The 22,028-nt window shown below is 73.6% G+C and carries 22 protein-coding genes and 1 pseudogene; 17 read left to right on the forward strand and 6 right to left on the reverse strand.

Annotation, left to right across the window (positions count from 1 at the left end; genetic code table 11):
• The first annotated feature begins 118 nt into the window (after nt 1-118).
• From hrcA to CP968_RS22320, 6 genes are all read left to right on the forward strand, one after another.
• Entirely contained in the window at nt 119-1,135 is a 1,017-nt protein-coding gene (gene hrcA / locus CP968_RS22295; RefSeq protein WP_150519686.1) for a heat-inducible transcriptional repressor HrcA, read from the forward strand.
• A complete protein-coding gene (dnaJ, locus tag CP968_RS22300) occupies nt 1,136-2,272 on the forward strand; it encodes a molecular chaperone DnaJ (RefSeq protein WP_150519687.1) in 1,137 nt (378 codons plus the stop codon). It abuts the gene before it with no gap.
• A 146-nt stretch (nt 2,273-2,418) separates the two neighbouring features.
• Nucleotides 2,419-3,513, forward strand: a complete 1,095-nt coding sequence (locus tag CP968_RS22305; protein ID WP_150519688.1) for a nitronate monooxygenase — start codon at nt 2,419-2,421, stop codon at nt 3,511-3,513.
• The gene (locus CP968_RS22310; protein WP_150519689.1) at nt 3,510-4,253 is read left to right on the forward strand and encodes a 16S rRNA (uracil(1498)-N(3))-methyltransferase; all 744 of its coding nucleotides are present in this window, start codon (nt 3,510-3,512) and stop codon (nt 4,251-4,253) included. Before CP968_RS22305 ends, CP968_RS22310 begins: the two co-directional genes overlap by 4 nt.
• Before the next feature lie 170 nt (nt 4,254-4,423).
• Nucleotides 4,424-4,783, forward strand: a complete 360-nt coding sequence (locus tag CP968_RS22315) for a histidine triad nucleotide-binding protein (protein ID WP_150519690.1) — start codon at nt 4,424-4,426, stop codon at nt 4,781-4,783.
• A 3-nt stretch (nt 4,784-4,786) separates the two neighbouring features.
• On the forward strand, nt 4,787-5,695 hold the full coding sequence (locus CP968_RS22320; protein ID WP_150519691.1) for a ribonuclease Z: 909 nt from the start codon (nt 4,787-4,789) through the stop codon (nt 5,693-5,695).
• A gap of 55 nt (nt 5,696-5,750) precedes the next feature.
• Here CP968_RS22320 and CP968_RS34975 read toward each other — a convergent pair.
• Nucleotides 5,751-6,306: pseudogene (locus CP968_RS34975) on the reverse strand (MFS transporter); the annotation flags it as partial.
• A 96-nt stretch (nt 6,307-6,402) separates the two neighbouring features.
• Here CP968_RS34975 and CP968_RS22330 point away from each other — a divergent pair.
• The 6 genes from CP968_RS22330 (at nt 6,403) to CP968_RS22355 (ending at nt 11,296) form a co-directional block, all read left to right on the forward strand.
• Nucleotides 6,403-7,500, forward strand: coding sequence for a carbohydrate kinase family protein (locus CP968_RS22330; protein WP_229886564.1), 1,098 nt, complete (start codon nt 6,403-6,405; stop codon nt 7,498-7,500).
• A gap of 149 nt (nt 7,501-7,649) precedes the next feature.
• Complete coding sequence (locus CP968_RS22335; RefSeq protein ID WP_150519693.1) at nt 7,650-8,687, forward strand: PhoH family protein; 1,038 nt, start codon at nt 7,650-7,652, stop codon at nt 8,685-8,687.
• Between the two features lie 13 nt (nt 8,688-8,700).
• Nucleotides 8,701-9,198 (forward strand): rRNA maturation RNase YbeY, encoded by a 498-nt coding sequence (gene ybeY, locus CP968_RS22340; RefSeq protein ID WP_150519694.1) that lies wholly within the window; start codon nt 8,701-8,703, stop codon nt 9,196-9,198.
• Entirely contained in the window at nt 9,195-10,499 is a 1,305-nt protein-coding gene (locus CP968_RS22345) for a hemolysin family protein (RefSeq protein WP_150519695.1), read from the forward strand. The genes ybeY and CP968_RS22345 overlap by 4 nt, the downstream gene beginning before the upstream one ends.
• Nucleotides 10,496-10,858, forward strand: coding sequence for an MmcQ/YjbR family DNA-binding protein (locus CP968_RS22350; protein WP_150519696.1), 363 nt, complete (start codon nt 10,496-10,498; stop codon nt 10,856-10,858). Before CP968_RS22345 ends, CP968_RS22350 begins: the two co-directional genes overlap by 4 nt.
• 84 nt (nt 10,859-10,942) lie before the next feature.
• Nucleotides 10,943-11,296: a cytidine deaminase gene (locus CP968_RS22355; RefSeq protein ID WP_150519697.1), complete on the forward strand. Its 354-nt coding sequence runs from the start codon at nt 10,943-10,945 to the stop codon at nt 11,294-11,296.
• Between the two features lie 36 nt (nt 11,297-11,332).
• Here CP968_RS22355 and CP968_RS22360 read toward each other — a convergent pair whose 3' ends face one another.
• Nucleotides 11,333-12,637: an MFS transporter gene (locus CP968_RS22360; RefSeq protein ID WP_150519698.1), complete on the reverse strand. Its 1,305-nt coding sequence runs from the start codon at nt 12,635-12,637 to the stop codon at nt 11,333-11,335.
• Between the two features lie 70 nt (nt 12,638-12,707).
• Here CP968_RS22360 and CP968_RS22365 point away from each other — a divergent pair, with 70 nt between their 5' ends.
• Both CP968_RS22365 and era read left to right on the forward strand, forming a co-directional pair.
• A complete protein-coding gene (locus tag CP968_RS22365) occupies nt 12,708-13,727 on the forward strand; it encodes a GlxA family transcriptional regulator (RefSeq protein ID WP_189828942.1) in 1,020 nt (339 codons plus the stop codon).
• 226 nt (nt 13,728-13,953) lie between these two features.
• Nucleotides 13,954-14,904: a GTPase Era gene (gene era / locus CP968_RS22370; protein ID WP_150519700.1), complete on the forward strand. Its 951-nt coding sequence runs from the start codon at nt 13,954-13,956 to the stop codon at nt 14,902-14,904.
• Nucleotides 14,905-14,968: 64 nt separating this feature from the next.
• On the opposite strand, the gene CP968_RS22375 is transcribed toward era, so the two are convergent.
• The 4 genes from CP968_RS22375 to CP968_RS22390 form a co-directional block, all read right to left on the reverse strand.
• Nucleotides 14,969-15,643, reverse strand: a complete 675-nt coding sequence (locus CP968_RS22375; protein ID WP_150519701.1) for an SAM-dependent methyltransferase — start codon at nt 15,641-15,643, stop codon at nt 14,969-14,971.
• Nucleotides 15,644-15,780: 137 nt separating this feature from the next.
• Nucleotides 15,781-16,662: a GNAT family N-acetyltransferase gene (locus tag CP968_RS22380; RefSeq protein WP_229886563.1), complete on the reverse strand. Its 882-nt coding sequence runs from the start codon at nt 16,660-16,662 to the stop codon at nt 15,781-15,783.
• A 27-nt stretch (nt 16,663-16,689) separates the two neighbouring features.
• Nucleotides 16,690-16,983, reverse strand: coding sequence for a protealysin inhibitor emfourin (locus CP968_RS22385; RefSeq protein WP_150519702.1), 294 nt, complete (start codon nt 16,981-16,983; stop codon nt 16,690-16,692).
• Nucleotides 16,984-16,993: 10 nt separating this feature from the next.
• Nucleotides 16,994-18,076, reverse strand: coding sequence for a M4 family metallopeptidase (locus CP968_RS22390; protein ID WP_150519703.1), 1,083 nt, complete (start codon nt 18,074-18,076; stop codon nt 16,994-16,996).
• A 365-nt stretch (nt 18,077-18,441) separates the two neighbouring features.
• On the opposite strand from CP968_RS22390, the gene leuA reads away from it, so the two are divergent.
• From leuA to recO, 3 genes are all read left to right on the forward strand, one after another.
• Entirely contained in the window at nt 18,442-20,205 is a 1,764-nt protein-coding gene (leuA, locus tag CP968_RS22395) for a 2-isopropylmalate synthase (RefSeq protein ID WP_150519704.1), read from the forward strand.
• Nucleotides 20,206-20,430: 225 nt separating this feature from the next.
• Nucleotides 20,431-21,126 carry a TerB family tellurite resistance protein gene (locus CP968_RS22405; RefSeq protein ID WP_229886562.1) on the forward strand — a complete coding sequence of 232 codons (696 nt, stop codon included), beginning with the start codon at nt 20,431-20,433 and terminating at the stop codon, nt 21,124-21,126.
• Between the two features lie 151 nt (nt 21,127-21,277).
• Nucleotides 21,278-22,024, forward strand: coding sequence for a DNA repair protein RecO (gene recO, locus CP968_RS22415; protein ID WP_150519705.1), 747 nt, complete (start codon nt 21,278-21,280; stop codon nt 22,022-22,024).
• Nucleotides 22,025-22,028 lie beyond the last annotated feature (4 nt).

Consider the following 22,028-nt stretch of genomic DNA (forward strand, 5'->3'; position numbering starts at 1 on the left):
GGCCGCCCTTGCCAGGCTCTCACCACCCGGCCGTACACTGAGCGGGGGTTCTCTGGCACTCGGACGTCCGGAGTGCCAAACGACCGGGGCAACGGACCACAGCTGGAGGTGTGCGCGAATGCTCAGTGAACGCAGACTCGAAGTGCTGCGCGCCATCGTCCAGGACTACGTCGGGACGGAGGAGCCCGTCGGCTCCAAGGCGCTGACCGAGCGCCACCGGCTCGGCGTCTCGCCCGCCACCGTGCGCAACGACATGGCCGTGCTGGAGGAGGAGGGCTACATCGCCCAGCCCCACACCAGCGCCGGCCGCATCCCCACCGACAAGGGCTACCGCCTCTTCGTCGACAAGCTGGCGGGGGTCAAACCGCTGTCGACGCCCGAGCGGCGGGCCATCCAGAACTTCCTCGACGGCGCCGTCGACCTCGACGACGTCGTCGGCCGCACGGTCCGGCTGCTCGCGCAGCTCACCCGGCAGGTCGCCGTCGTCCAGTACCCCTCCCTGACGCGCTCCACGGTGCGCCACGTCGAGCTGCTGTCGCTGGCCCCGGCCCGGCTGATGCTCGTACTGATCACCGACACCGGACGCGTCGAGCAGCGGCTCATCGACTGCCAGGCCCCCTTCGGGGAGACCTCGCTCGCCGACCTGCGCGCCCGGCTCAACAGCCGCGTCGTGGGCCGTCGTTTCACCGACGTGCCCCCGCTCGTCCAGGACCTCCCCGAGTCCTTCGACGCCGAGGACCGCGCCACCGTCTCCACGGTGCTCGCGACCCTCCTCGAAACCCTGGTCGAGGAAGCCGAAGAACGACTGATGATCGGCGGAACCGCCAATCTCACCCGCTTCGGACACGATTTTCCCCTGACGATCAGGCCGGTGCTCGAAGCGCTGGAGGAGCAGGTCGTGCTCCTCAAGCTGCTGGGCGAGGCCAGTGAATCGGGCATGGCCGTACGGATCGGGCACGAGAACGCCTACGAGGGACTCAACTCCACGTCGGTCGTCTCGGTCGGTTACGGTTCGGGCGGCGAAGCAGTCGCCAAACTCGGCGTGGTCGGCCCGACCCGCATGGACTACCCCGGAACGATGGGAGCGGTACGCGCAGTGGCACGTTACGTCGGACAGATCCTGGCGGAGTCGTAAGTGGCCACGGACTACTACGCCGTTCTCGGCGTGCGCCGCGACGCTTCCCAGGACGAGATCAAGAAGGCATTCCGGCGGCTTGCGCGCGAGCTGCACCCGGATGTGAACCCCGATCCCAAGACGCAAGAGCGTTTCAAGGAGATCAACGCGGCGTACGAGGTGCTCTCGGACCCGCAGAAGAAGCAGGTCTACGACCTCGGCGGCGACCCGCTGTCCTCCTCGGGCGGCGGCGGTGCCGGCGGCTTCGGAGCGGGCGGCTTCGGCAACTTCTCCGACATCATGGACGCCTTCTTCGGCCAGAGCCAGCAGCGCGGACCGCGCTCGCGGACCCGCCGGGGCCAGGACGCCATGATCCGCCTGGACCTGGAACTGGACGAGGCGGCCTTCGGGACCACCAAGGACATCCAGGTCGACACGGCCGTCGTCTGCACCACCTGCTCCGGCGAGGGCGCCGCCCCCGGCACCTCCGCGCAGACCTGTGACATGTGCCGCGGACGCGGCGAGGTCTCCCAGGTCACCCGGTCCTTCCTCGGCCAGGTCATGACCTCGCGCCCCTGCCCGCAGTGCCAGGGCTTCGGCACCGTCGTCCCGACCCCGTGCCCCGAGTGCGCGGGCGACGGCCGGGTCCGCTCCCGCCGCAGCCTCACCGTCAAGATCCCGGCGGGCGTCGAGAACGGCACCCGCATCCAGCTCGCGGGCGAGGGCGAGGTCGGCCCCGGCGGCGGCCCCGCCGGCGACCTGTACGTGGAGATCCACGAGCTGCCGCACCCCACCTTCCAGCGCCGCGGCGACGACCTGCACTGCACGGTCACCATCCCCATGACCGCGGCGTCACTGGGCACCAAGTGCCCGCTGGAGACGCTGGACGGGCTGGAGGAGATCGACATCAGGCCCGGCACCCAGTCCGGCCAGGCCATCCCGCTGCACGGGCGCGGCGTCACGCACCTGCGCGGCGGCGGCCGCGGCGACCTCATCGTGCACGTCGAGGTCACCACGCCGAGCAAGCTGGACGCCCAGCAGGAGGAGCTGCTGCGCCAGCTGGCGAAGCTGCGCGGCGAGGAGCGGCCCACCGGGCAGTTCGCGCCCGGGCAGCAGGGCCTGTTCAGCCGCCTGAAGGACGCCTTCAACGGCCGCTGAGCGGCCCGCGACCACGCGTACGAGCCCGGCCCGGAACACCCCCGGTCCGGGCTCCGCGCATCCCGCCCGGCCCCGCCGGGGAACGGGCCGGGCCGGGCGGACGCCGTGATTCGGCGCCCCGAGCGCGGCATGGCACGATGCAGTCCATGTCCTCCGCACCGAACGGTCTTCTTTTTCCGTACCCGATCGTGCAGGCTCCCATGGCGGGCGGTGCCTCGTGCCCGCCGCTCGCCGCCGCCGTGTGCGAGGCGGGCGGACTGGGCTTCCTGGCCGGCGGCTACAAGACCGCCGACGGCATGTACCAGGAGATCAAACAGGTACGGGCGCTCACCCGGCGCCCCTTCGGCGTCAACCTCTTCATGCCCCAGACCGGATACGTGGACCCGGCCGCCGTCGAGGCCTACCGGGGGCAGCTGGCCGGCGAGGCCAGCTGGTACGCGGTCTCCCTCGCCGACGAGGACATCATCGGCACCAGCGACGACGGCTACGAGGCCAAGCTCGCCATCCTCCTCGAAGACCCGGTGCCCGTCGTCTCCTTCACCTTCGGCTGCCCCGCCGCCGCGGCCCTCGCCGCCCTGCGCGCGGCCGGCACGTACACCGTCGTCACGGTGACCTCCGTCGAGGAGGCCCGCGCCGTGCAGGAGGCGGGCGCCGACGCGGTCTGCGTCCAGGGCGTGGAGGCCGGCGGCCACCAGGGCACCCACTGGGACGACCCGCAGGCCGACGGCACCGCCGCGGTCGGCCTGCTCGCGCTCGTGGCCCTGGTGCGGGAGGCCGTCGCCCTGCCGATCATCGCCGCCGGCGGGGTGATGCGGGGCTCGCAGATCGCGGCGCTGCTGGCCGTCGGCGTGGAGGCGGCCCAGCTCGGGACCGCCTTCCTGGTGTGCCCGGAGTCGGGGGCCGACCCGCAGCACAAGAAGGCCCTGACGGATCCGCTGTTCGTCAGGACCGAGCTGACGCGCGCCTTCTCCGGCCGGCCGGCGCGGGGACTGGTCAACCGGTTCGTACGGGAGCACGGGCCGTACGCCCCGGCCGCGTACCCGCAGGTCCACCAGCTGACCTCGGGGCTGCGCAAGGCGGCCGCCGCGGCCGGCGACCCGCAGGGCATGGCCCTGTGGGCCGGCCAGGGGCACCGGATGGCGCGCACGCTGCCGGCCGGCGAGCTGGTGGAGGTGCTGGCGGCCGAGACGGCCACGGCGCAGAGCACGTTGAAGACACTGCAGACGAGGAGCACGTCATGACCGCCCCGGTGTTCGTGGTCGAAGAGGTCCCGCCGGGCCCGGAGTTCGTCCTGGACGGCCCCGAGGGCCGGCACGCGGTCTCGGTGAAGCGGCTCAATCCGGGCGAGGCCGTGGTCCTCGCGGACGGACGCGGCCGGTGGGCCGAAGCCGTGGTGAAGGCCGCCGAGGGCAAGGACCGGCTCGTCGTGACCGTGTCCGGGGTCTTCGAGGAGGCCGAGCCCGCGGTGCGGATCACCGTGGTCCAGGCCCTGCCCAAGGGGGACCGCGGCGAGCTCGCGGTGGAGACCATGACCGAGACCGGCGTCGACGCGGTCGTGCCGTGGCAGGCCTCGCGCTGCATCACGCAGTGGCGCGGCGAGCGGGGCGCCAAGGCGCTGGCCAAGTGGCGGGCCACCGCCCGCGAGGCCGGCAAGCAGTCCCGCCGCGTCCGCTTCCCGGAGGTGGCCGAGGCACTCTCCACCCGGCAGGTCGCGGCGCTGCTGGCCGGGGCCGACCTGGCCGTGGTGCTGCACGAGGACCGCGACACCCCCTCGCAGGCGCTGGCCACGGCGGAACTTCCGGCGGCCGGGTCCGTCGTCCTGGTCGTCGGCCCCGAGGGCGGCGTCTCGCCGGATGAGCTGGCCGTCTTCGCCGACGCGGGAGCCCGCCCGTACCGGCTGGGCCGCTCGGTCCTGCGGACCTCCACCGCCGGCACGGCGGCGACGGCGGTGCTGCTGGCGCGGACGGGACGCTGGAACTGACGGGACGCCGGAACGGACGGGACGCCGGAACGGCCAGGGCGGCGGGCCGGTCGGGTCCGAGGGCCCGGCGGGCCGGTGCGGGCGGGTGTCCACGGGCTGCCCGGCGCGGGCCGGGCCGGGCCGGGCTGGATACGATGCCCGGACCGATCACCGTCACGGGAGGCGCACCAATGGCCGGGGAACCGCAGGCCGACTGCCTGTTCTGCAAGATCGTCAACGGAGAGGTCCCGGCCACGGTGGTCCGGGAGACCGAGACGACCGTCGCCTTCCGGGACATCAACCCGAAGGCACCCACGCACGTGCTCGTCATCCCCAAGGTCCACTACCCCGACGCCGCGTCCCTCGCCGCCGCCGAACCGGGCGTCGCGGCCGACGTGCTGCGCGAGGCCGGACAGGTGGCCGCCGACGAGAAGGTCGACGGCGAGGGCTACCGGGTCGTCTTCAACACCGGCGCGGGCGCCGGCCAGACCGTCTTCCACGCCCACGCGCACGTCCTGGGCGGCCGCGGCCTCCAGTGGCCCCCCGGATAGACCGTGTCCGTACGCGAGTTCGTGGTGCTGGGCACCGCCAGCCAGGTGCCCACCCGCCACCGCAACCACAACGGCTACCTGCTGCGCTGGGACGGCGAGGGCATCCTCTTCGACCCGGGCGAGGGCACCCAGCGCCAGATGCTGCGGGCCGGGGTGGCCGCGCACGACATCAACCGGATCTGCGTCACCCACTTCCACGGTGACCACAGCCTCGGACTGGCCGGGGTGATCCAGCGGATCAACCTCGACCGGGTTCCGCACCCCGTCACGGCGCACTACCCCGCGTCGGGGCAGCAGTTCTTCGACCGGCTGCGGTACGCCACGGCGTACCGCGAGACGGTGGCGCTCCGCGAGGAACCGGTCGCGCGGGACGGGGTCCTCGCGCGCGGGCCCTCGTACGTCCTGGAGGCGCGGCTGCTCTCGCACCCGGTGGAGTCCTTCGGGTACCGGCTGACCGAACCGGACGGTCGGCGCATGGTGCCGGAGCTGCTGGCGCGGCACGGGATCACGGGGCCGGACGTGGGCCGGCTCCAGCGCGAGGGACGGCTGGGCGGGGTGACCCTGGACGAGGTGAGCGAGGCCCGGCCCGGGCAGCGGTTCGGGTTCGTCATGGACACCCGGCTGTGCGACGGGGTGACGGAGCTGGCGCGGGGCTGCGACATGCTGGTGATCGAGTCGACGTTCCTCGACGAGGACGAGCGGCTGGCCACCGACCACGGGCACCTCACCGCCGGGCAGGCGGCCGGGGTGGCGCGGGAGGCGGGCGTACGGCACCTGGTCCTGACCCACTTCTCGCAGCGGTACGCGGAACCGGCGGAGTTCGAACGGCAGGCGCGGACCGCGGGGTTCGAGGGCGAGCTGACGGTGGCGGCGGACCTGGTCCGGGTCCCCCTGCCGAAACGCAGCGCCTGACCGCCCGCCCGTCGCCTCGCCGACGTGTGATCGCGCCCGGCTCTTCCGCGGCGGGGAGCGACCACAGCATGAGGGCGCCCGCCAGGACCATCCCGGAGCCACCCCGCGGGCAGCCGCCCCCCGCGGGGGGCGGGGCCGGAGGGCCGAGCCGGCGGGTGGCCGGCCAGACCGCCGCGGCGACCAGTGCGATGGCGGCGAACGGCAGCCCGTGCCCGCCCCCGAGCCGCGGCAGCGTCAGGTACAGCGCGCCCGCGGTCGCCGAGACCGACAACAGCCCGAGCGCGGAGGTGCGGTGGGGGTCGCGCTGCCCGGCGATGCCCGAGGCGGCCACGGCCGTGGCGGTCCCCGAGCCGAAGCCGCCGGCCACCGCGCCCGCGACGACCAGCGGCAGCAGCGTCGTCGCGGCCGCCGTGCCGTAGCCGGCCAGCGCCGAGCAGCAGCCCGAGGCGGGCCAGGGGCCATGCGGCGGGCGCCGGCGGTGGCGGCGCGGGGCTGCGGTGCACGGGTCGTCCAGTCGGTGCGTGGGAGGCGCCGCAGAGTGAGCGGGGATCCTGTTTACCAAGCGGCCCGAGTTGCGGAGAAGAGCCATCTCCTGGTGATGTGCGCCACACTGGGTTTTGCTCCGGCCTCCAGCGGGCATGGCTGGCAGCTTTCCACTGAACACCCGCATGCAGAAACGACCCTTCACGAACAACGGGGAGCACACCGTGACCAGTCGGGACAGCTTCGACAGCCTCTCAGCACCCGTGGACCCGCTCGGTCCGCTGCGCGACCCCCAGGAACCCGGCTGCGACGTCTTCCTGACCGGAACGGTCTTCCTCGACATCATCTTCACCGGCCTCGACTCCGCCCCGGTGCGCGGTACGGAATCCTGGGCGCGCGGCATGGGCTCCAGTCCCGGCGGCGTCGCCAACATGGCCACCGCCCTGGCCCGGCTCGGCCTGCGCACCTCTCTGGCCGCCGCCTTCGGGGACGACCACTACGGCGAGTACTGCTGGGACGCCCTCGAACAGGGCGAGGGCATCGACCTGTCGATGTCGCGCACCGTTCCCGGCTGGCACAGCCCGGTGACCGTCTCGATGGCGTACGAGGGCGAGCGCACGATGGTCTCGCACGGCCACGAGGCTCCGCCGCCGTCCGGCCCCGGCCCCTTCCCGCAGTGCCCGCCGCGCGCCCGGGCCGCCGTGGCCTCCCTGGGGCCGGGCCGGGGCGAGCCGTGGATCGGCGAGGCCGCGCGGCGCGGTTCGCGGGTCTTCGCGGACGTGGGGTGGGACGAGAGCGGCCGCTGGGACCTGGGCGCCCTGGCCGACCTGGAGCACTGCGAGGCCTTCCTGCCGAACGCGGGCGAGGCGATGCGGTACACGCGGACGGACTGCCCGCGCGCGGCGGCCCGGGCCCTGGCCGAGAAGGTGCCGATCGCGGTGGTGACCATGGGCGCGGAGGGCTCGTACGCGGTGGACGGGCTCACCGGGGAGACCGCGCACGTCCCGGGGATCACGGTGGACGCGCTGGACCCGACGGGGGCCGGCGACGTGTACGTGGCGGGCTTCCTCACCGGGACCCTGGCCGGCTGGCCGCTCGCGGACCGGCTGGCCTTCGCCGGTCTGACGGCGGCGCTGTCCGTCCAGGAGTTCGGCGGCTCGCTCTCGGCGCCCGGCTGGCCCGAGGTCGCCCACTGGTGGCACGCGGCGCCGCTGGAGCTGCGCGGCCGGTTCGCGTTCCTGGACGACCTGATGCCGCCGGGCACGACCCCGGCCGCCCGGCGACGCGCGGTGCCGACGATCGGCTTCCGCCACTCCGCGTGAGCCCCCGCCCGGGCCGCCGGTGACGCGCGCCGGAACAGGGCGTAAAACCTCTCGGGGAAGCAGCCGGGGAGACGTAGGCTTGGTAGTCCGAGGTCGTCGATCGGCGCGGCCCCTCAGCAGGAGGTATGTGCAGGCCACAGTGCCGGCCCATGACGCAGACACCGACATCCCACACCCCGGCGCCCGGGCAGGCGCGAGCCCACTTCACCGTTCCGGCCACGCACCCGATGGTCACGGTGCTCGGCTCGGGCGACGTGCTCCTGCGCGTGATCGAGAGGGCCTTCCCGAAGGCCGACATCCATGTTCGGGGAAACCAGGTCAGCGCGGTCGGCGAGGCGGCGGAAGTCGCCCTCATCCAGCGCCTGTTCGACGAGATGATGCTGGTGCTCCGCACCGGTCAGCCGATGACGGAGGACGCAGTGGAACGCTCGATCGCCATGCTCAAGGCGAGCGGCAATGGCAACGGGCCCGATGAGACGCCCGCCGAGGTGCTCACCCAGAACATCCTCTCCAGCCGCGGCCGCACCATCCGCCCCATGACCCTCAACCAGAAGCGGTACGTCGACGCGATCGACAAGAACACGATCGTCTTCGGCATCGGGCCGGCCGGTACCGGCAAGACCTACCTCGCCATGGCCAAGGCCGTCCAGGCCCTCCAGTCCAAGCAGGTCAGCCGCATCATCCTGACCCGGCCGGCCGTCGAGGCGGGGGAGCGGCTCGGCTTCCTGCCGGGCACCCTCTTCGACAAGATCGACCCGTACCTGCGCCCGCTCTACGACGCGCTGCACGACATGATCGACCCGGACTCCATCCCGCGGCTGATGGCGGCCGGCACCATCGAGGTGGCGCCGCTGGCCTACATGCGGGGCCGGACGCTCAACGAGGCGTTCGTCGTCCTCGACGAGGCGCAGAACACCACCACCGAGCAGATGAAGATGTTCCTGACCCGCCTCGGCTTCGACTCGAAGATCGTCGTCACCGGCGACGTGACCCAGGTCGACCTCCCCGGCGGTGCCAAGAGCGGACTGCGGCAGGTGCAGGACATCCTGGACGGGGTGCCGGACATCCACTTCTCGCGGCTCACGTCCGAGGATGTCGTCCGCCACAAGCTGGTCGGCCGTATCGTCGACGCGTACGAGAAGTACGACGAGAGCCGGCCGGCCCCGGGCGGCCATCAGCGGAAGTAGACCCCAGCGCACCATGTCGATCGACGTCAACAACGAGTCCGGAACCGAGGTCGACGAGCAGGCGATCCTCGACATCGCCCGCTACGCGCTCACCCGGATGCGGATCCACCCGCTCTCCGAGCTCTCCGTCATCGTGATCGACGAGGGGGCGATGGAGCAGCTCCACATCCAGTGGATGGACCTGCCCGGACCCACCGACGTCATGTCCTTCCCGATGGACGAGCTGCGTCCGCCGGCCAAGGACGAGGAGGAGCCCCCGCAGGGGCTCCTCGGTGACATCGTGCTCTGCCCCGAGGTAGCGAAGAAGCAGGGCGAGGAGGCCCCGACGCGGCACTCCATGGACGAGGAGCTCCAGCTCCTCACCGTCCACGGGGTGCTGCACCTGCTGGGGTACGACCACGAGGAGCCGGACGAGAAGGCCGAGATGTTCGGGCTCCAGGCGGCCATCGTCGACGGCTGGCGCGGCGAGCGCGGAATGACCGGGGCGTCTCCCGCCCCGACCGTCTCGTGAACGCCGCGCAGCTGATCACCGGCGCCGTCCTGCTGGTCGTGGTGGCGTGGTTCGCGGCGTGCGCCGAGTCCGGGATCGCCCGGATCTCCGGCTTCCGTGCCGAGCAGGCCGTGCGCGAGGGGCGGCGCGGCAGCGCCAAGCTGGCCCAGGTGGCCTCCGACCCGACCCGCTACCTGAACGTGGCGCTGCTGGTCCGGGTGACCTGCGAGATGGCGGCGGGCGTGCTCGTCACGTACGTCTGCCTGGACGAGTTCGGCGAGAACTGGACCGCGCTGCTGGTCGCGATCGCCGTGATGGTCCTGGTCTCCTTCGTCGCGGTCGGGGTCTCGCCCCGCACGATCGGCCGCCAGCACCCGCTGAACACCGCGACGGCGGCCGCCTACGTACTGGTGCCGCTGGCCAGGGTCATGGGGCCGATCCCGCAGCTGCTGATCCTCATCGGCAACGCGCTCACGCCCGGGAAGGGCTTCCGCAAGGGGCCGTTCGCCTCCGAGGCCGAGCTGCGCGCGATGGTGGACCTCGCGGAGAAGGAATCGCTGATCGAGGACGACGAGCGCCGCATGGTGCACCAGGTCTTCGAGCTGGGCGACACCCTGGTGCGCGAGGTGATGGTGCCGCGCACCGACCTGGTCTGCATCGAGCGGTACAAGACGATCCGCCAGGCGACCACGCTCGCGCTGCGGTCCGGTTTCTCGCGCATCCCGGTGACCGGGGAGAACGAGGACGACATCGTCGGGATCGTGTACCTGAAGGACCTGGTCCGCAAGACCCACATCAGCCGGGAGGCCGAGTCCGACCTGGTCTCGACGGTGATGCGGCCGGCGGTCTTCGTGCCCGACACCAAGAACGCGGGCGACCTGCTGCGCGAGATGCAGCTCGTGCGCAACCACGTGGCCGTCGTCATCGACGAGTACGGCGGCACGGCGGGCATCGTCACGATCGAGGACATCCTGGAGGAGATCGTCGGCGAGATCACCGACGAGTACGACCGCGAGCTGCCGCCGGTCGAGGAGCTGGGCGGGGACCGCTACCGGGTCACCGCGCGGCTGGACATCACGGACCTCGGGGAGCTGTTCAAGGTCGAGGCCTTCGACGACGAGGACGTGGAGACCGTGGGCGGGCTGCTGGCCAAGGCCCTGGGCCGGGTGCCGATCGCGGGCGCCTCGGCGCTGGTGGAGCTGCCGGACGGGCGCCCGCTGCGGCTGACCGCCGAATCGACGGCGGGGCGCCGCAACAAGATCGTGACGGTGCTGGTCGAGCCGGTGGTCCCGGCGGCCGGCGAAGGCGAGGAGGGCGAATGACCCCGGAGGCGCTGCGGGAGCTGTGCCTGTCCTTCAACGCGGCGGTGGAGGAGTTCCCCTTCACGCCGGAGACCTCGGTGTTCAAGGTGCTGGGCAAGATGTTCGCCCTGACGGCCCTGGACGCGGAGCCGCTGAAGGTCAACCTCAAGTGCGAGCCGGAGCAGGCGGTGCGGCTGCGCGAGGAGCACGAGGCGGTCGCGCCGGGCTACCACATGAACAAGCGGCACTGGAACACGGTGACCGCGGGCGGGCCCGGCGGACTGCCGGACGCGCTGCTGCGGGAGCTGGTCGAGGACTCGTACGACCTCGTCGTGGCGGGTCTGCCCAGGGCGGAGCGGCTGCGGCTCGACCGCCCGTGACGCTGCCGCCCGGCCGGTCCCGCGGGGCCGGCCGGGCGGGGGCCGTCGTGCGGGCCCGGCCGGGGGCTCCCTATGCTTTCGGCCATGACCGACAGCACCGGGATCGACCCCGAGGACAGCAAGATCATCACGCTGGCGCGCAGCGCCCGGGCCCGCAACGGCGTGCCCGAGGGGGCCGCGGTGCGCGACGAGACGGGCCGCACCTACGTCGCCGGGACCGTGGACCTCGCCTCCCTCAAGCTCAGCGCTCTGCAGACCGCCGTCGCGATGGCGGTGGCGAGCGGGGCGCGGTCGCTGGAGGCCGCGGCCGTGGTCAGTGCCGCCGACGCCCCGGCCGACGCCGACCGCGCGGCCGTCCGCGACCTCGGCGGCCCGGACACCCCGGTCCTGCTGGCCGGCCCGGACGGCACCCTGCGGTCCACCACCCCGGCCGGCTGACCGGGTCCGCCGCCGGCCCGGCCCCCGGTCCGGGGGTCAGGCCGCCGCCGTCGAGGGGGCGCCGGGGGAGCGGCGGCGGATCACCATGGCCATCAGCGCGGCCACCGCGCACAGCGCCCCCGACGCGTACCAGACCACGTCGTACGAGCCGAAGGCGTCCCGCGCCACGCCGCCCAGGAACGCCACCACCGCCGCGCCGACCTGGTGGGAGGCGAGGACCCAGCCGAAGACGATCGCCCCGTCGTCCCCGTACTGCTCCCGGCACAGCGCGATGGTCGGCGGCACGGTCGCGACCCAGTCCAGGCCGTAGAAGACGATGAAGAAGACCAGCGGCGGGCGCACGGACGGGGCCAGCAGCATCGGCAGGAACAGCAGCGACACCCCGCGCAGCGCGTAGTAGACGGCCAGCAGGCGCCGGGCCTCGAAACGGTCGGTGAACCAGCCCGAGGCCACCGTGCCGACCACGTCGAACACGCCGATCACCGCCAGCAGCCCCGCCGCCGCCGTCACCGGCATGCCGTGGTCGTGGGCCGCCGGGACGAAGTGGGTGCGCACCAGGCCGTTCGTCGAGGCCCCGCAGATCGCGAAGGTGCCCGCCAGCAGCCAGAACGGCCCCGTGCGCGCGGCCCCGGCCAGCACCCGCACGGCCCGGCGCGCGGCCCCCGGCACGGGAGCGGGCCGGGGCGCGTACGCGCCTCCGTACGGGGCGAGGCCCACGTCCGCCGGGTGGTCGCGCAGCAGCAGCCAGACCAGCGGGACGACCGCCACCGCCGCCAGGGCGACGGTCACCGCCGCCGGCCGCCAGCCGTGCCGCTCCACCAGCCAGGCCAGCAGCGGCAGGAAGACCAGCTGCCCGGAGGCGCCGGCCGCGGTCAGGATGCCGGTGACCAGCCCGCGCCGGGCGGTGAACCAGCGGTTCGTCACCGTCGCCGCGAAGGCCAGGGCCATCGCGCCGCTGCCGAGGCCCACCACCACGCCCCACAGCAGCACCAGTTGCCAGGCCGCGGTCATCCACACGGTGGCCAGCGCCCCGCCCGCTATGACGAGCAGGGCCACCGAGACGACCCGGCGGATGCCGAAGCGGTCCATCAGCGCCGCCGCGAAGGGCGCGGTGAGCCCGTACAGCGCGAGGTTGACCGAGACGGCCAGCCCGATCGTGCCGCGCGACCAGTCGAACTCGGCGTGCAGCGGTTCGATGAGCAGGCCCGGCAGGGAGGCGAAGCCGGCGGCGCCGATGATCGTCACGAAGGCGGCGGCCGCGACGAACCACGCGCGGTGGACGCGCCCCGCCGGCCGAGGAGCGGGCCGGAGGGGCGTGGAGGCGGGTGCGGTGTGGGTCACCGGCCCAGCTTCCGGCCCGGGACCCCGGCCGGACAGTGGCCTGACCGTCATGGTTCGCTACGATCGGGCCATGGAGCCGCAGCGCACACCGCACCGGGTCGTCGTCCTCGCCCTGGCCGGGCTGCTCCCCTTCGAACTCGGCATCCCGCACCGGATCTTCGGCTACGCCAAGGACCGCACCGGGCGGCGCTTCTACGAGACCCTCACCTGCGGGCTGGCCCCCGGCCCGGTGGCCACCGACGCCGACTTCGCCGTCCGGGTCGAGCACGGCCCGGAACTGCTGGCGACCGCCGACACCGTGGTGGTGCCCGCCTCCTACGAGCTGGGGCCCGTCCACGAGCACGGCCGGCTGACCGAGGAGCTCGCCGCCGCCCTCGCCCACATCCGTCCCGGCACCCGGCTCGTCTCGATCTGCACCGGCGGATACGTGCTCGCCGCCGCCGGGTACCTCGACGGCCGCCCGGCCACCACCCACTGGGCCTCCGCCGAGCACTTCCAGCGGCTCTTCCCGGCGGTGCGCGTGGACCCCGGCGTCCTCTACACCGACGACGGGGACGTGCTCACCTCCGCCGGGGTGGCCTCCGGCATCGACCTGTGCCTGCACATCGTGCGCCGCGACCACGGTGCGGCCGTCGCCAACGACGTGGCCCGGCGGACCGTCGTACCGCCGCACCGGGAGGGCGGTCAGGCGCAGTTCGTCGAGCGGCCGGTGCCGCACGCGCGGCAGGCCGGCACCGCCACCGCCCGCGCCTGGGTGCTGGACCGGCTGCACGAGCCGCTGCGCCTGACGGACCTGGCCCGGCGGGAGGCCGTGTCCGTACGGACCTTCACGCGCCGCTTCCGGGAGGAGTCCGGGGTCAGCCCCGGCCAGTGGCTGACCGGGCAGCGGGTGGAGCGGGCCAGGGAGCTGCTGGAGCGGACGGACCTGCCGATGGAGCACGTGGCGCGGGAGAGCGGCTTCGGGACGGCGCAGTCGCTGCGCAAGCACGTGCGGGCGGCGCTGGGGGTCAGCCCCACCGCGTACCGCAGGACCTTCCGGGCGGGCGGGGGAGGGGGCGCGCCGAAGGCCGGGTCGAGGGCCGGGGCGTGAGCGGCCCTCCCCGCGCCGCCGGGCCGGGCGCACGCGGCCCGCGGGCCGCCGGGAGGATCCGTCCACCGCGCGGCGCCCGCACCGCCCGTACGGGTCGGGGCCGACGGAAACCACAGCTCAGGGCCGTGCCGCCGGCGCCGCGCACCCGGCGGCGGCGGCACCCCGCAGCCCCGCCGCCGCCCGCCGGGCCGCGGCCTGGTCGGCGCTGGGAGCCGCATCGGGGAGAATGGCCCGTATGAGCGATCGTTCCCCCGAGTCCACAGCCCCGCACCGTGCGGGCTTCGCCTGCTTCGTCGGCCGCCCCAACGCGGGGAAGTCGACCCTCACCAACGCACTCGTGGGCACCAAGGTCGCGATCACCTCCAACCGGCCGCAGACCACCCGCCACACCGTCCGCGGCATCGTGCACCGCCCCGACGCCCAGCTCGTCCTCGTCGACACGCCGGGCCTGCACAAGCCGCGCACGCTCCTCGGCGAGCGGCTCAACGACGTGGTCCGGGCCACCTGGTCCGAAGTCGACGTCATCGGCTTCTGCCTGCCCGCCGACCAGAAGCTCGGCCCCGGCGACAAGTTCATCGCGAAGGAACTCGCGGGGATCAAGAAGACCCCCAAGATCGCCATCGTGACCAAGACCGACCTCGTCGAGTCCAAGCAGCTGGCCGAACAGCTCCTCGCCATCCACCAGCTCGGCGCCGAGCTGGGCTTCGAGTGGGCCGAGATCGTCCCCGTCTCGGCGGTCGGCGGCGACCAGGTCCAACTGCTCGCCGACCTGATCGCACCGCTGCTGCCCGAGAGCCCGCCGCTGTACCCCGAGGGCGACCTCACCGACGAGCCCGAGATGGTGATGGTCGCGGAGCTGATCCGCGAAGCCGCGCTGGAGGGCGTGCGCGACGAGCTCCCGCACTCGATCGCGGTGGTCGTCGAGGAGATGATCCCGCGCGAGAACCGTCCGGCCGACCGGCCGCTGCTCGACATCCACGCCAACGTCTACATCGAGCGGCCGAGCCAGAAGGGCATCATCATCGGCCCCAAGGGCTCGCGCCTGAAGGAGGTCGGGATGAAGTCGCGCAAGCACATCGAAGCGCTGCTCGGGACCCCGGTCTTCCTCGACCTGCACGTGAAGGTGGCCAAGGACTGGCAGCGGGACCCCAAGCAGCTCCGCAAGCTCGGCTTCTGACCGCCCGCCGACCGGCTCCCCGCGCGGGAAGCCGGTCGGCCGGCGCGTCCCCCGGCCGCGCCGGCTAGCGCAGCCGGCGCACCTTCACCACGTTGTCCGGACGGGTCCCGGGCCGGCCGTCGGGCTGGTCCTGGACCTTGACGTGCTCCTCCACGAGCAGCACCTCCCAGGCGCCCTCGGCGAGCTCCAGCCGGGCCAGCACCTCCTCGGCGGTGGGGAACTCCACGCCCGGGTGCGGCGGCTCCTCGACCCACGACGGCCAGCCCGCGTGGCCCACGACGAGCAGCGTCCCGCCGGGCGCCACCGCGGCGGCCGCGGAGCGCAGGACGGCCTCGCGGGGGAACTCCCCGTACGAGTGCAGGAAGCACGCGGAGACCAGGTCGAACTCCCCCTCGGGGAAGGACTCCGCGAAGTCGTGCCGCCGCAGCACCACCCGCTCCGCCACCCCGGCCTCGGCGGCGTGCTCGGCCGCCCTCCCGAGGGCCACCTCGGAGACGTCGCTCCCGGTGACCGTCCAGCCGCCGCGGGCCAGCCAGACCGCGTCCGCGCCCTCGCCGCAGCCGAGGTCCAGGGCGCTGCCCGGGGTCAGCCCGGCGACCTCCCGGACCAGGATCTCGTTGGGCCGGCCGCTCCAGATGCGGTCGCTCTCGCGGTAGCGCTCGTCCCAGTACTCCGCCCGGGACACCCCGGGCCCGGGGGCGGGCGCGGGGGAGGTGCGGGTGTGCTCGTGCTCGGGCATGGGTGCCTCTTCCGTGACGGGTGCCGGCGGGGTGCCGCTGCGGCCGATGCTGCGCCGCCCCCGTGCAGCGGGGCAAACATTGTTGCCGTTCCGGCAACACGACCCCGGCCGACCCGCGCGGGCCGCCGCGGCCGGGCTCAGCAGGCCGGCGGTTCCGCGATCAGCGCCGTCCCCACCCGGTGGAAGCCGATCCGGCCGTAGATCCGGGCCACGTCCTCGTCCCCGGCCGAGAGGAAGACCGTACGGGCGCCGCGCGCGCGGGCGTCGGCGGCCAGCGCCGCCGTCACCCCGAGGGCCAGCCCCTGTCGGCGGGCGGACGGCAGGGTGCCCACGGCGACCACCTCCGCGACCCCGTCCACCGGGTTGTACTGGCCCGCGCACAGCACCGTGCCGTCTCGGACCGCCCCCGCCAGCACCGTACGGCCCGACCGGATCATCCCGGCGACCCGGGCGCTGCGGGCCAGGACCGACGGCTCCGTCGCCGCGGCCGCGAGTTCCGCCGTCCCGGCGGTCCCCACGGCCGTGCCCGGCTCCGCGAAGGCCAGCGCCTGGACGGCCACCGCCTGTGTCAGCAGCGGGTCGTCGGCGCCGAGCAGCCGGACCCCGGGGTGGGCGGGGGGCGGCGGCGCGGTCGGGTCGAGCACCATCAGCGGGTGCGCGTGGACGTGCAGTCCCGCCGCCCGCGCCGCGGCGAGCAGCCCGGGGCTGTTCCCCGCCACCCACTCGAAGGCCTCGGGCACGCCCAGCTCCCGCTGCCGGGCCCGCACCCGCTCCACGTCGGCCGCGGTCGGCGCGGGGCCGCCCGGCGCCGGCCGGGCGTAGTACGGCCAGCCGGCGCCCTCCTGGACGAAGAGGGTCAGCGGCCCGAAGTCCTCCGCCCGGGCCCCGCCCACCCGCGGCACGGCGTCGTAGTACCGCTCCAGCCCGGGCAGGGGCGCGTCGGTCGTCCGCTCGGCCCGCTGCGCGCTCGTCGGCCCGGTCACGTGATCGGTCATCCGGTCGGTCATCCGGTCGGTCATCCGGTCATCCAAGCAAAGCGGCCGCGCTCAGGCACCTTCTTTCAGGAGCCGCGAGACCAGCGCCCGCTGGGCCTCCGAGAGGTGCGGATCGCGGCAGGACACGGTCCGCCCGTCCACGCGGATCGTGTACGAGAAGCCGTCCCGCACCCCGCCCGCCGGATCGCCGGCCCGGTCGCCCGCCCCCGCGTCCCGAGGGTCGGGCCGCAGGGCGAGCCGGACCAGTTCCGTCCACTCGTCCTCGTCGGGAAGGCCCGAGGTGTCCACCTCGGCCCGCCGCTCGATCCCCGCGAAACCGCCCGTCCGCACCACCGAAATCCGCATGCCCCTGCTCCTACCCCAGGCCGACCGCCGACCACGCCTTCTGCAGGGCCCGGTGTTCCGCGCCGCCGTCCCCGTACCGGGCGACGGCCGCGGCGACCGTCAGCCGGGCGAAGTCGGCGAAGTCGGCGTCCGCCGCCAGCTCCCCGCCCGTCAGGGTGTCGTACCAGATCAGACCGGCCCGCTCCCAGGCCTTGCCGCCCAGCTCCGTCGCCGCGATGTAGAAGGCGTGGTTCGGGATGCCGGAGTTGATGTGCACACCGCCGTTGTCGCGGGAGGTCCGGACGTAGTCGTCCATGGTCGCGGGCTGCGGGTCCTTGCCGAGCTCGTCGTCCTCGTACGCCGTGCCCGGGGCCTTCATCGACCGCAGCGCCTGCCCGCTGTCGACGGCCGGGCCCAGCAGGCCGGCGCCGATCAGCCAGTCCGCCTGGTCGGCCGTCTGGTCCAGCGCGTACTGCTTGATGAGCGAGCCGAAGACGTCCGACACGGACTCGTTGAGCGCGCCCGACTGGCCGTGGTACTCCAGGTTCGCCGTGTACTGGGTGACGCCGTGCGTGAGCTCGTGGCCGATGACGTCCACCGGCACCGTGAAGTCGAGGAAGAGCTGGCCGTCCCCGTCGCCGAAGACCATCCGCGTCCCGTCCCAGAAGGCGTTCGAGTACTCCTCGTCGTAGTGGACGGTCGCGTCCAGGGCGAGCCCCTCGCCGTCGATCGAGCGCCGCCCGAAGCCCCGGAAGAACAGCTCGTACGTCGCCCCGAGCCCGGCGTACGCGCGGTTGACGGTGGCGTCGGCGCTCGGCGGCGCGCCCTCTCCGCGGGCCTTCGCCCCCGGCAGCCGGGTCAGCCGCCCGGCGTCGTACACGGTCCGCTCCGGTCCGTCGGCGGCGGGGGCGTCCGGAGCGGGGGCGTCCGGGGCGGGGGCGACGCCCCGGACGGCGCTGACCCGGCGCCGGGTGCGCAGCAGGGCGTCGCGTTCCAGCGTGCGCTGGGCGAGATCGGCGCGCCGCGGGTCCCCGGACCGGGCGATCCGGTCGAGGAGGTGCGGGGGCACGACGGTGCAGAAGACGGGGTGGCGGCGGGGCGAAGAGGCGTCCATGGTCCGCAATGTGGCACTGGGTCACGAGACTGTCACTACCTGCCACCATGATTCATTCGGTCGTCTGAACCCGGCGCCACCGGGTTGACGGACCGGCCGCTTGCGAACGGATCAAAGCGGCTTGGCTCACATTTGATGTAAATCGGACTGGTGGGTCTTGCATACTGAAACAGGACCCCCGCGCACCGCGCGGCTCGGCTAGGCTCGGCCCATCATGCGTTTCGGGCTGCTTCTCCTTAGCTGCCGCGGCGAGGGTCTGTAGTCGTAGGCCGGCCCCCTCCCCGCGGAGTTTGGTGTTGCGGTTTTGCGACCGCCCGCCGGCCGTCCCAGCGAACTACACGCGGACACGCGAGGAGCCCAACGCCATGAGCCAGCAGCCTTTTGTCGGTCGCCCCACGCCCATCACCAACGCGACCCACAGCCAGAAGCCCTCCGGGATGCCCATCCACAAGTACGGCTTCTACGAGCAGGTCGAGATCCCCGACCGCACCTGGCCGAACGCCCGCGTCACCCGGGCTCCCCGCTGGCTGTCGACCGACCTGCGCGACGGCAACCAGTCGCTGATCGACCCGATGACCCCCGCCCGCAAGCGCGAGATGTTCGACCTGCTGGTGCGCATGGGCTACAAGGAGATCGAGGTCGGCTTCCCCTCCTCCGGCGAGACCGACTTCGCCTTCGTGCGCTCCATCATCGAAGAGGGCGCGATCCCGGACGACGTCACCATCTCCGTACTGACCCAGGCCCGCGAGGACCTGATCGAGCGGACCGTGGAATCCCTGGTCGGAGCCAAGCGCGCCACCGTCCACCTGTACAACGCGACCGCCCCCACCTTCCGCCGGGTCGTCTTCCGCGGCTCCAAGGAGCAGATCAAGCAGATCGCCGTCGACGGCACCCGCCTGGTCATGGAGTACGCCGAGAAGCTGCTGGGCCCCGAGACCACCTTCGGCTACCAGTACAGCCCGGAGATCTTCACCGACACCGAGCTGGACTTCGCCCTGGAGGTCTGCGAGGCCGTCTGCGACGTCTGGCAGCCGGGCGAGGGCCGCGAGATCATCCTGAACCTGCCCGCGACCGTGGAGCGCTCCACGCCGTCCACCCACGCGGACCGCTTCGAGTGGATGGCCCGCAACCTGACCCGCCGCGAGCACATCTGCATCTCCGTCCACCCGCACAACGACCGCGGCACCGCCGTCGCCGCCGCCGAGCTGGCCCTGATGGCCGGCGCCGACCGCATCGAGGGCTGCCTGTTCGGCCAGGGCGAGCGCACCGGCAACGTCGACCTGATCACCCTGGGCATGAACCTGTTCTCCCAGGGCGTCGACCCGCAGATCGACTTCTCGCAGATCGACGAGATCCGCCGCACCAGCGAGTACTGCAACCAGATGGAGGTCCACCCGCGCCACCCCTACGCGGGCGACCTGGTCTACACCGCCTTCTCCGGCTCCCACCAGGACGCCATCAAGAAGGGCTTCGACGCCATGGAGGCCGACGCGGCCGCCGCGGGCAAGACCGTGGACGACATCGAGTGGGCGGTCCCGTACCTGCCCATCGACCCCAAGGACGTCGGCCGCTCCTACGAGGCCGTCATCCGGGTCAACTCGCAGTCCGGCAAGGGCGGCATCGCGTACGTCCTGAAGAACGACCACAAGCTGGACCTGCCGCGCCGCATGCAGATCGAGTTCTCCCGGATCATCCAGGCCAAGACCGACGCCGAGGGCGGCGAGGTCACGCCCAAGGCGATCTGGTCCGTCTTCCGGGACGAGTACCTGCCCAACCCCGAGAACCCGTGGGGCCGCATCCAGCTGCGCTCCGGCCAGACCACCACCGACAAGGACGGCACCGACACGCTGACCGTCGAGGCGGTCGTGGACGGCGTGGACGCCGTGCTGGACGGCACCGGCAACGGTCCGATCTCGGCCTTCTTCGACGCCCTGGCCGGCATCGGGATCGACGCCCGCCTGCTGGACTACACCGAGCACACCATGAGCGAGGGCGCCTCCGCCGTCGCCGCCTCGTACATCGAGTGCGCGATCGACGGCCGCGTCCTGTGGGGCATCGGCATCGACGCCAACACCACCCGCGCCTCCCTGAAGGCGGTCATCTCCGCCGTCAACCGCGCGGGCCGCTGAACCACCCGCGCCGCGGCCCCGCCCCTCCCCCGCCCCGGGAGGGGCGGGGCCGCGGCGTCGGGGGCCCGCCGCGGGCCCGTTCCGGGGGGCGCGCGGCGGGGGCGCAGACCGGCCAAGTAGCCCTCCCGCGACATCTTGTCCTGCCGCACGGCTGACGCATCCTCATCGATGTGGCTAACATCACGCCCACCCGGCGATGTTGCCGGAAGGTTACGGAGGTGCGACGTGCTGCCAGTTCGGGGTGGGGACGGCCGGAAGCTGACGGCCTGGGGCATCCGTACCACCTGGAGCACCGTGGGCGACGGGGAGTTCTTCTGCCCGGCCTGCGGTGGCGACCGGAACTACCGCCGGCGCACCGGGCGCCGCCGCTTCGCCGTCCTCGGCGTCCCGCTGCTGCCGCGCGGCTCCGCGGGGCCGGTCGTCGAGTGCCAGGGCTGCCACGAGCGCTACGACACCGAGGTGCTGGACCACCCGACCACCACCCGCTTCACCGCGATGCTGCGCGACGCCGTGCACACCGTGGCCCTCGCCGTGCTGGCGGCGGGCGGTACGGCCTCGCGCAGCGCGCTGGAGGCCGGCGTGAGCACCGTACGGGCCGCGGGGTTCCAGGACTGCACGCAGGAGCAGCTGGAGTCCCTCGTGGAGGCGCTGGGCCGGGACGAGGGCCGGCTCGGGCTGTACGACGGCCCCGAGTGCTGCGGGGCGGCGCTCTCGATCGAGCTGCACGAGGCCCTGGAGCCGCTGGCCGTGCACCTGGCCGGCCCGGGCCGCGAGTCGATCCTGCGGCAGGGCGCCCGGATCGCGCTGGCCGACGGGCCGTACATCCCCGCCGAGCGGGAGGTGCTGGCCACCGTGGGCGCCGCCCTGCGCATGGACACCGACGAGGTGGCGCGGCTGCTGTCGGCGGTCCGGGCGCCGTAGGGGCCGCCGTGCGCGCCGCCGGCCCCGCGACCCCGGCCCCCGCCCGGCTGCCCGCCAGGGCCTTCGGGCGGTCGTGCGGCCGCTCCCGCCGGCCGCCCCGGTACCGGCGCGGGCGGTCCGGCGGGGCCGGACCGCGGGGGACAATGGGCGCATGAGCCTGTTCCGCGACGACGGCATCGTGCTGCGCACCCAGAAGCTGGGTGAGGCGGACCGCATCATCACGCTGCTCACCCGCGGCCACGGCCGGGTCCGGGCCGTCGCCCGCGGGGTCCGGCGCACGAAGTCCAAGTTCGGGGCCCGGCTGGAACCTTTCTCCCACGCCGACGTGCAGTTCTTCGCCCGCGGCAGCGAGCTGATCGGCCGCAGCCTGCCGCTGTGCACCCAGACCGAGATCATCGCCCCGTACGGCAACGGCATCGTCACCGACTACGCCCGCTACACCGCCGGCACCGCCATGCTGGAGACCGCCGAGCGGTTCACCGAGAACGAGGGCGAGCCCGCCGTGCAGCAGTACCTGCTGCTCGTCGGCGCCCTGCGCACCCTCGCGCGCGGCGAACACGAACCCCACCTCATCCTCGACGCCTTCCTGCTGCGCTCCCTCGCCGTCAACGGCTACGCGCCCAGCTTCGAGGACTGCGCGAAGTGCGGCATCCACGGCCCCAACCGGCACTTCTCCGTGGCCGCGGGCGGGGTGATATGCGGGGACTGCCGGGTGCCCGGCAGCGTCGTACCCTCGTCGGAGGCCATCGCCCTGCTCAGCGCCCTGCTGACGGGCGACTGGACCCATGCCGACGCGTGCGAGGCGCGTCACGTGCGGGAGGGCAGCGGGCTGGTCTCCGCCTATCTGCACTGGCATCTGGAGCGCGGGCTGCGTTCCCTGCGATACGTCGAGAAATAGGAGC

The sequence above is a fragment of the Streptomyces subrutilus genome (genome assembly GCF_008704535.1).
GTDB classification, from domain to species: Bacteria; Actinomycetota; Actinomycetes; order Streptomycetales; family Streptomycetaceae; genus Streptomyces; species Streptomyces subrutilus.

What these genes read in the sequence shown, in the direction of transcription:
- CP968_RS22385 (WP_150519702.1), bottom strand. Translation starts at nt 16,983, where the DNA reads ATGCGGATTTCGGTGGTGCGGACGGGCGGTTTCGCGGGGATCGAGCGG.
- era (WP_150519700.1), top strand. Translation starts at nt 13,954, where the DNA reads ATGGCCCGTATGAGCGATCGTTCCCCCGAGTCCACAGCCCCGCACCGT.
- CP968_RS22350 (WP_150519696.1), top strand. Translation starts at nt 10,496, where the DNA reads ATGACCCCGGAGGCGCTGCGGGAGCTGTGCCTGTCCTTCAACGCGGCG.
- CP968_RS22365 (WP_189828942.1), top strand. Translation starts at nt 12,708, where the DNA reads ATGGAGCCGCAGCGCACACCGCACCGGGTCGTCGTCCTCGCCCTGGCC.
- CP968_RS22305 (WP_150519688.1), top strand. Translation starts at nt 2,419, where the DNA reads ATGTCCTCCGCACCGAACGGTCTTCTTTTTCCGTACCCGATCGTGCAG.
- CP968_RS22380 (WP_229886563.1), bottom strand. Translation starts at nt 16,662, where the DNA reads ATGACCGACCGGATGACCGACCGGATGACCGATCACGTGACCGGGCCG.
- CP968_RS22390 (WP_150519703.1), bottom strand. Translation starts at nt 18,076, where the DNA reads ATGGACGCCTCTTCGCCCCGCCGCCACCCCGTCTTCTGCACCGTCGTG.
- leuA (WP_150519704.1), top strand. Translation starts at nt 18,442, where the DNA reads ATGAGCCAGCAGCCTTTTGTCGGTCGCCCCACGCCCATCACCAACGCG.
- CP968_RS22335 (WP_150519693.1), top strand. Translation starts at nt 7,650, where the DNA reads ATGACGCAGACACCGACATCCCACACCCCGGCGCCCGGGCAGGCGCGA.
- CP968_RS22315 (WP_150519690.1), top strand. Translation starts at nt 4,424, where the DNA reads ATGGCCGGGGAACCGCAGGCCGACTGCCTGTTCTGCAAGATCGTCAAC.
- recO (WP_150519705.1), top strand. Translation starts at nt 21,278, where the DNA reads ATGAGCCTGTTCCGCGACGACGGCATCGTGCTGCGCACCCAGAAGCTG.
- CP968_RS22310 (WP_150519689.1), top strand. Translation starts at nt 3,510, where the DNA reads ATGACCGCCCCGGTGTTCGTGGTCGAAGAGGTCCCGCCGGGCCCGGAG.
- CP968_RS22355 (WP_150519697.1), top strand. Translation starts at nt 10,943, where the DNA reads ATGACCGACAGCACCGGGATCGACCCCGAGGACAGCAAGATCATCACG.
- CP968_RS22375 (WP_150519701.1), bottom strand. Translation starts at nt 15,643, where the DNA reads ATGCCCGAGCACGAGCACACCCGCACCTCCCCCGCGCCCGCCCCCGGG.
- hrcA (WP_150519686.1), top strand. Translation starts at nt 119, where the DNA reads ATGCTCAGTGAACGCAGACTCGAAGTGCTGCGCGCCATCGTCCAGGAC.
- ybeY (WP_150519694.1), top strand. Translation starts at nt 8,701, where the DNA reads ATGTCGATCGACGTCAACAACGAGTCCGGAACCGAGGTCGACGAGCAG.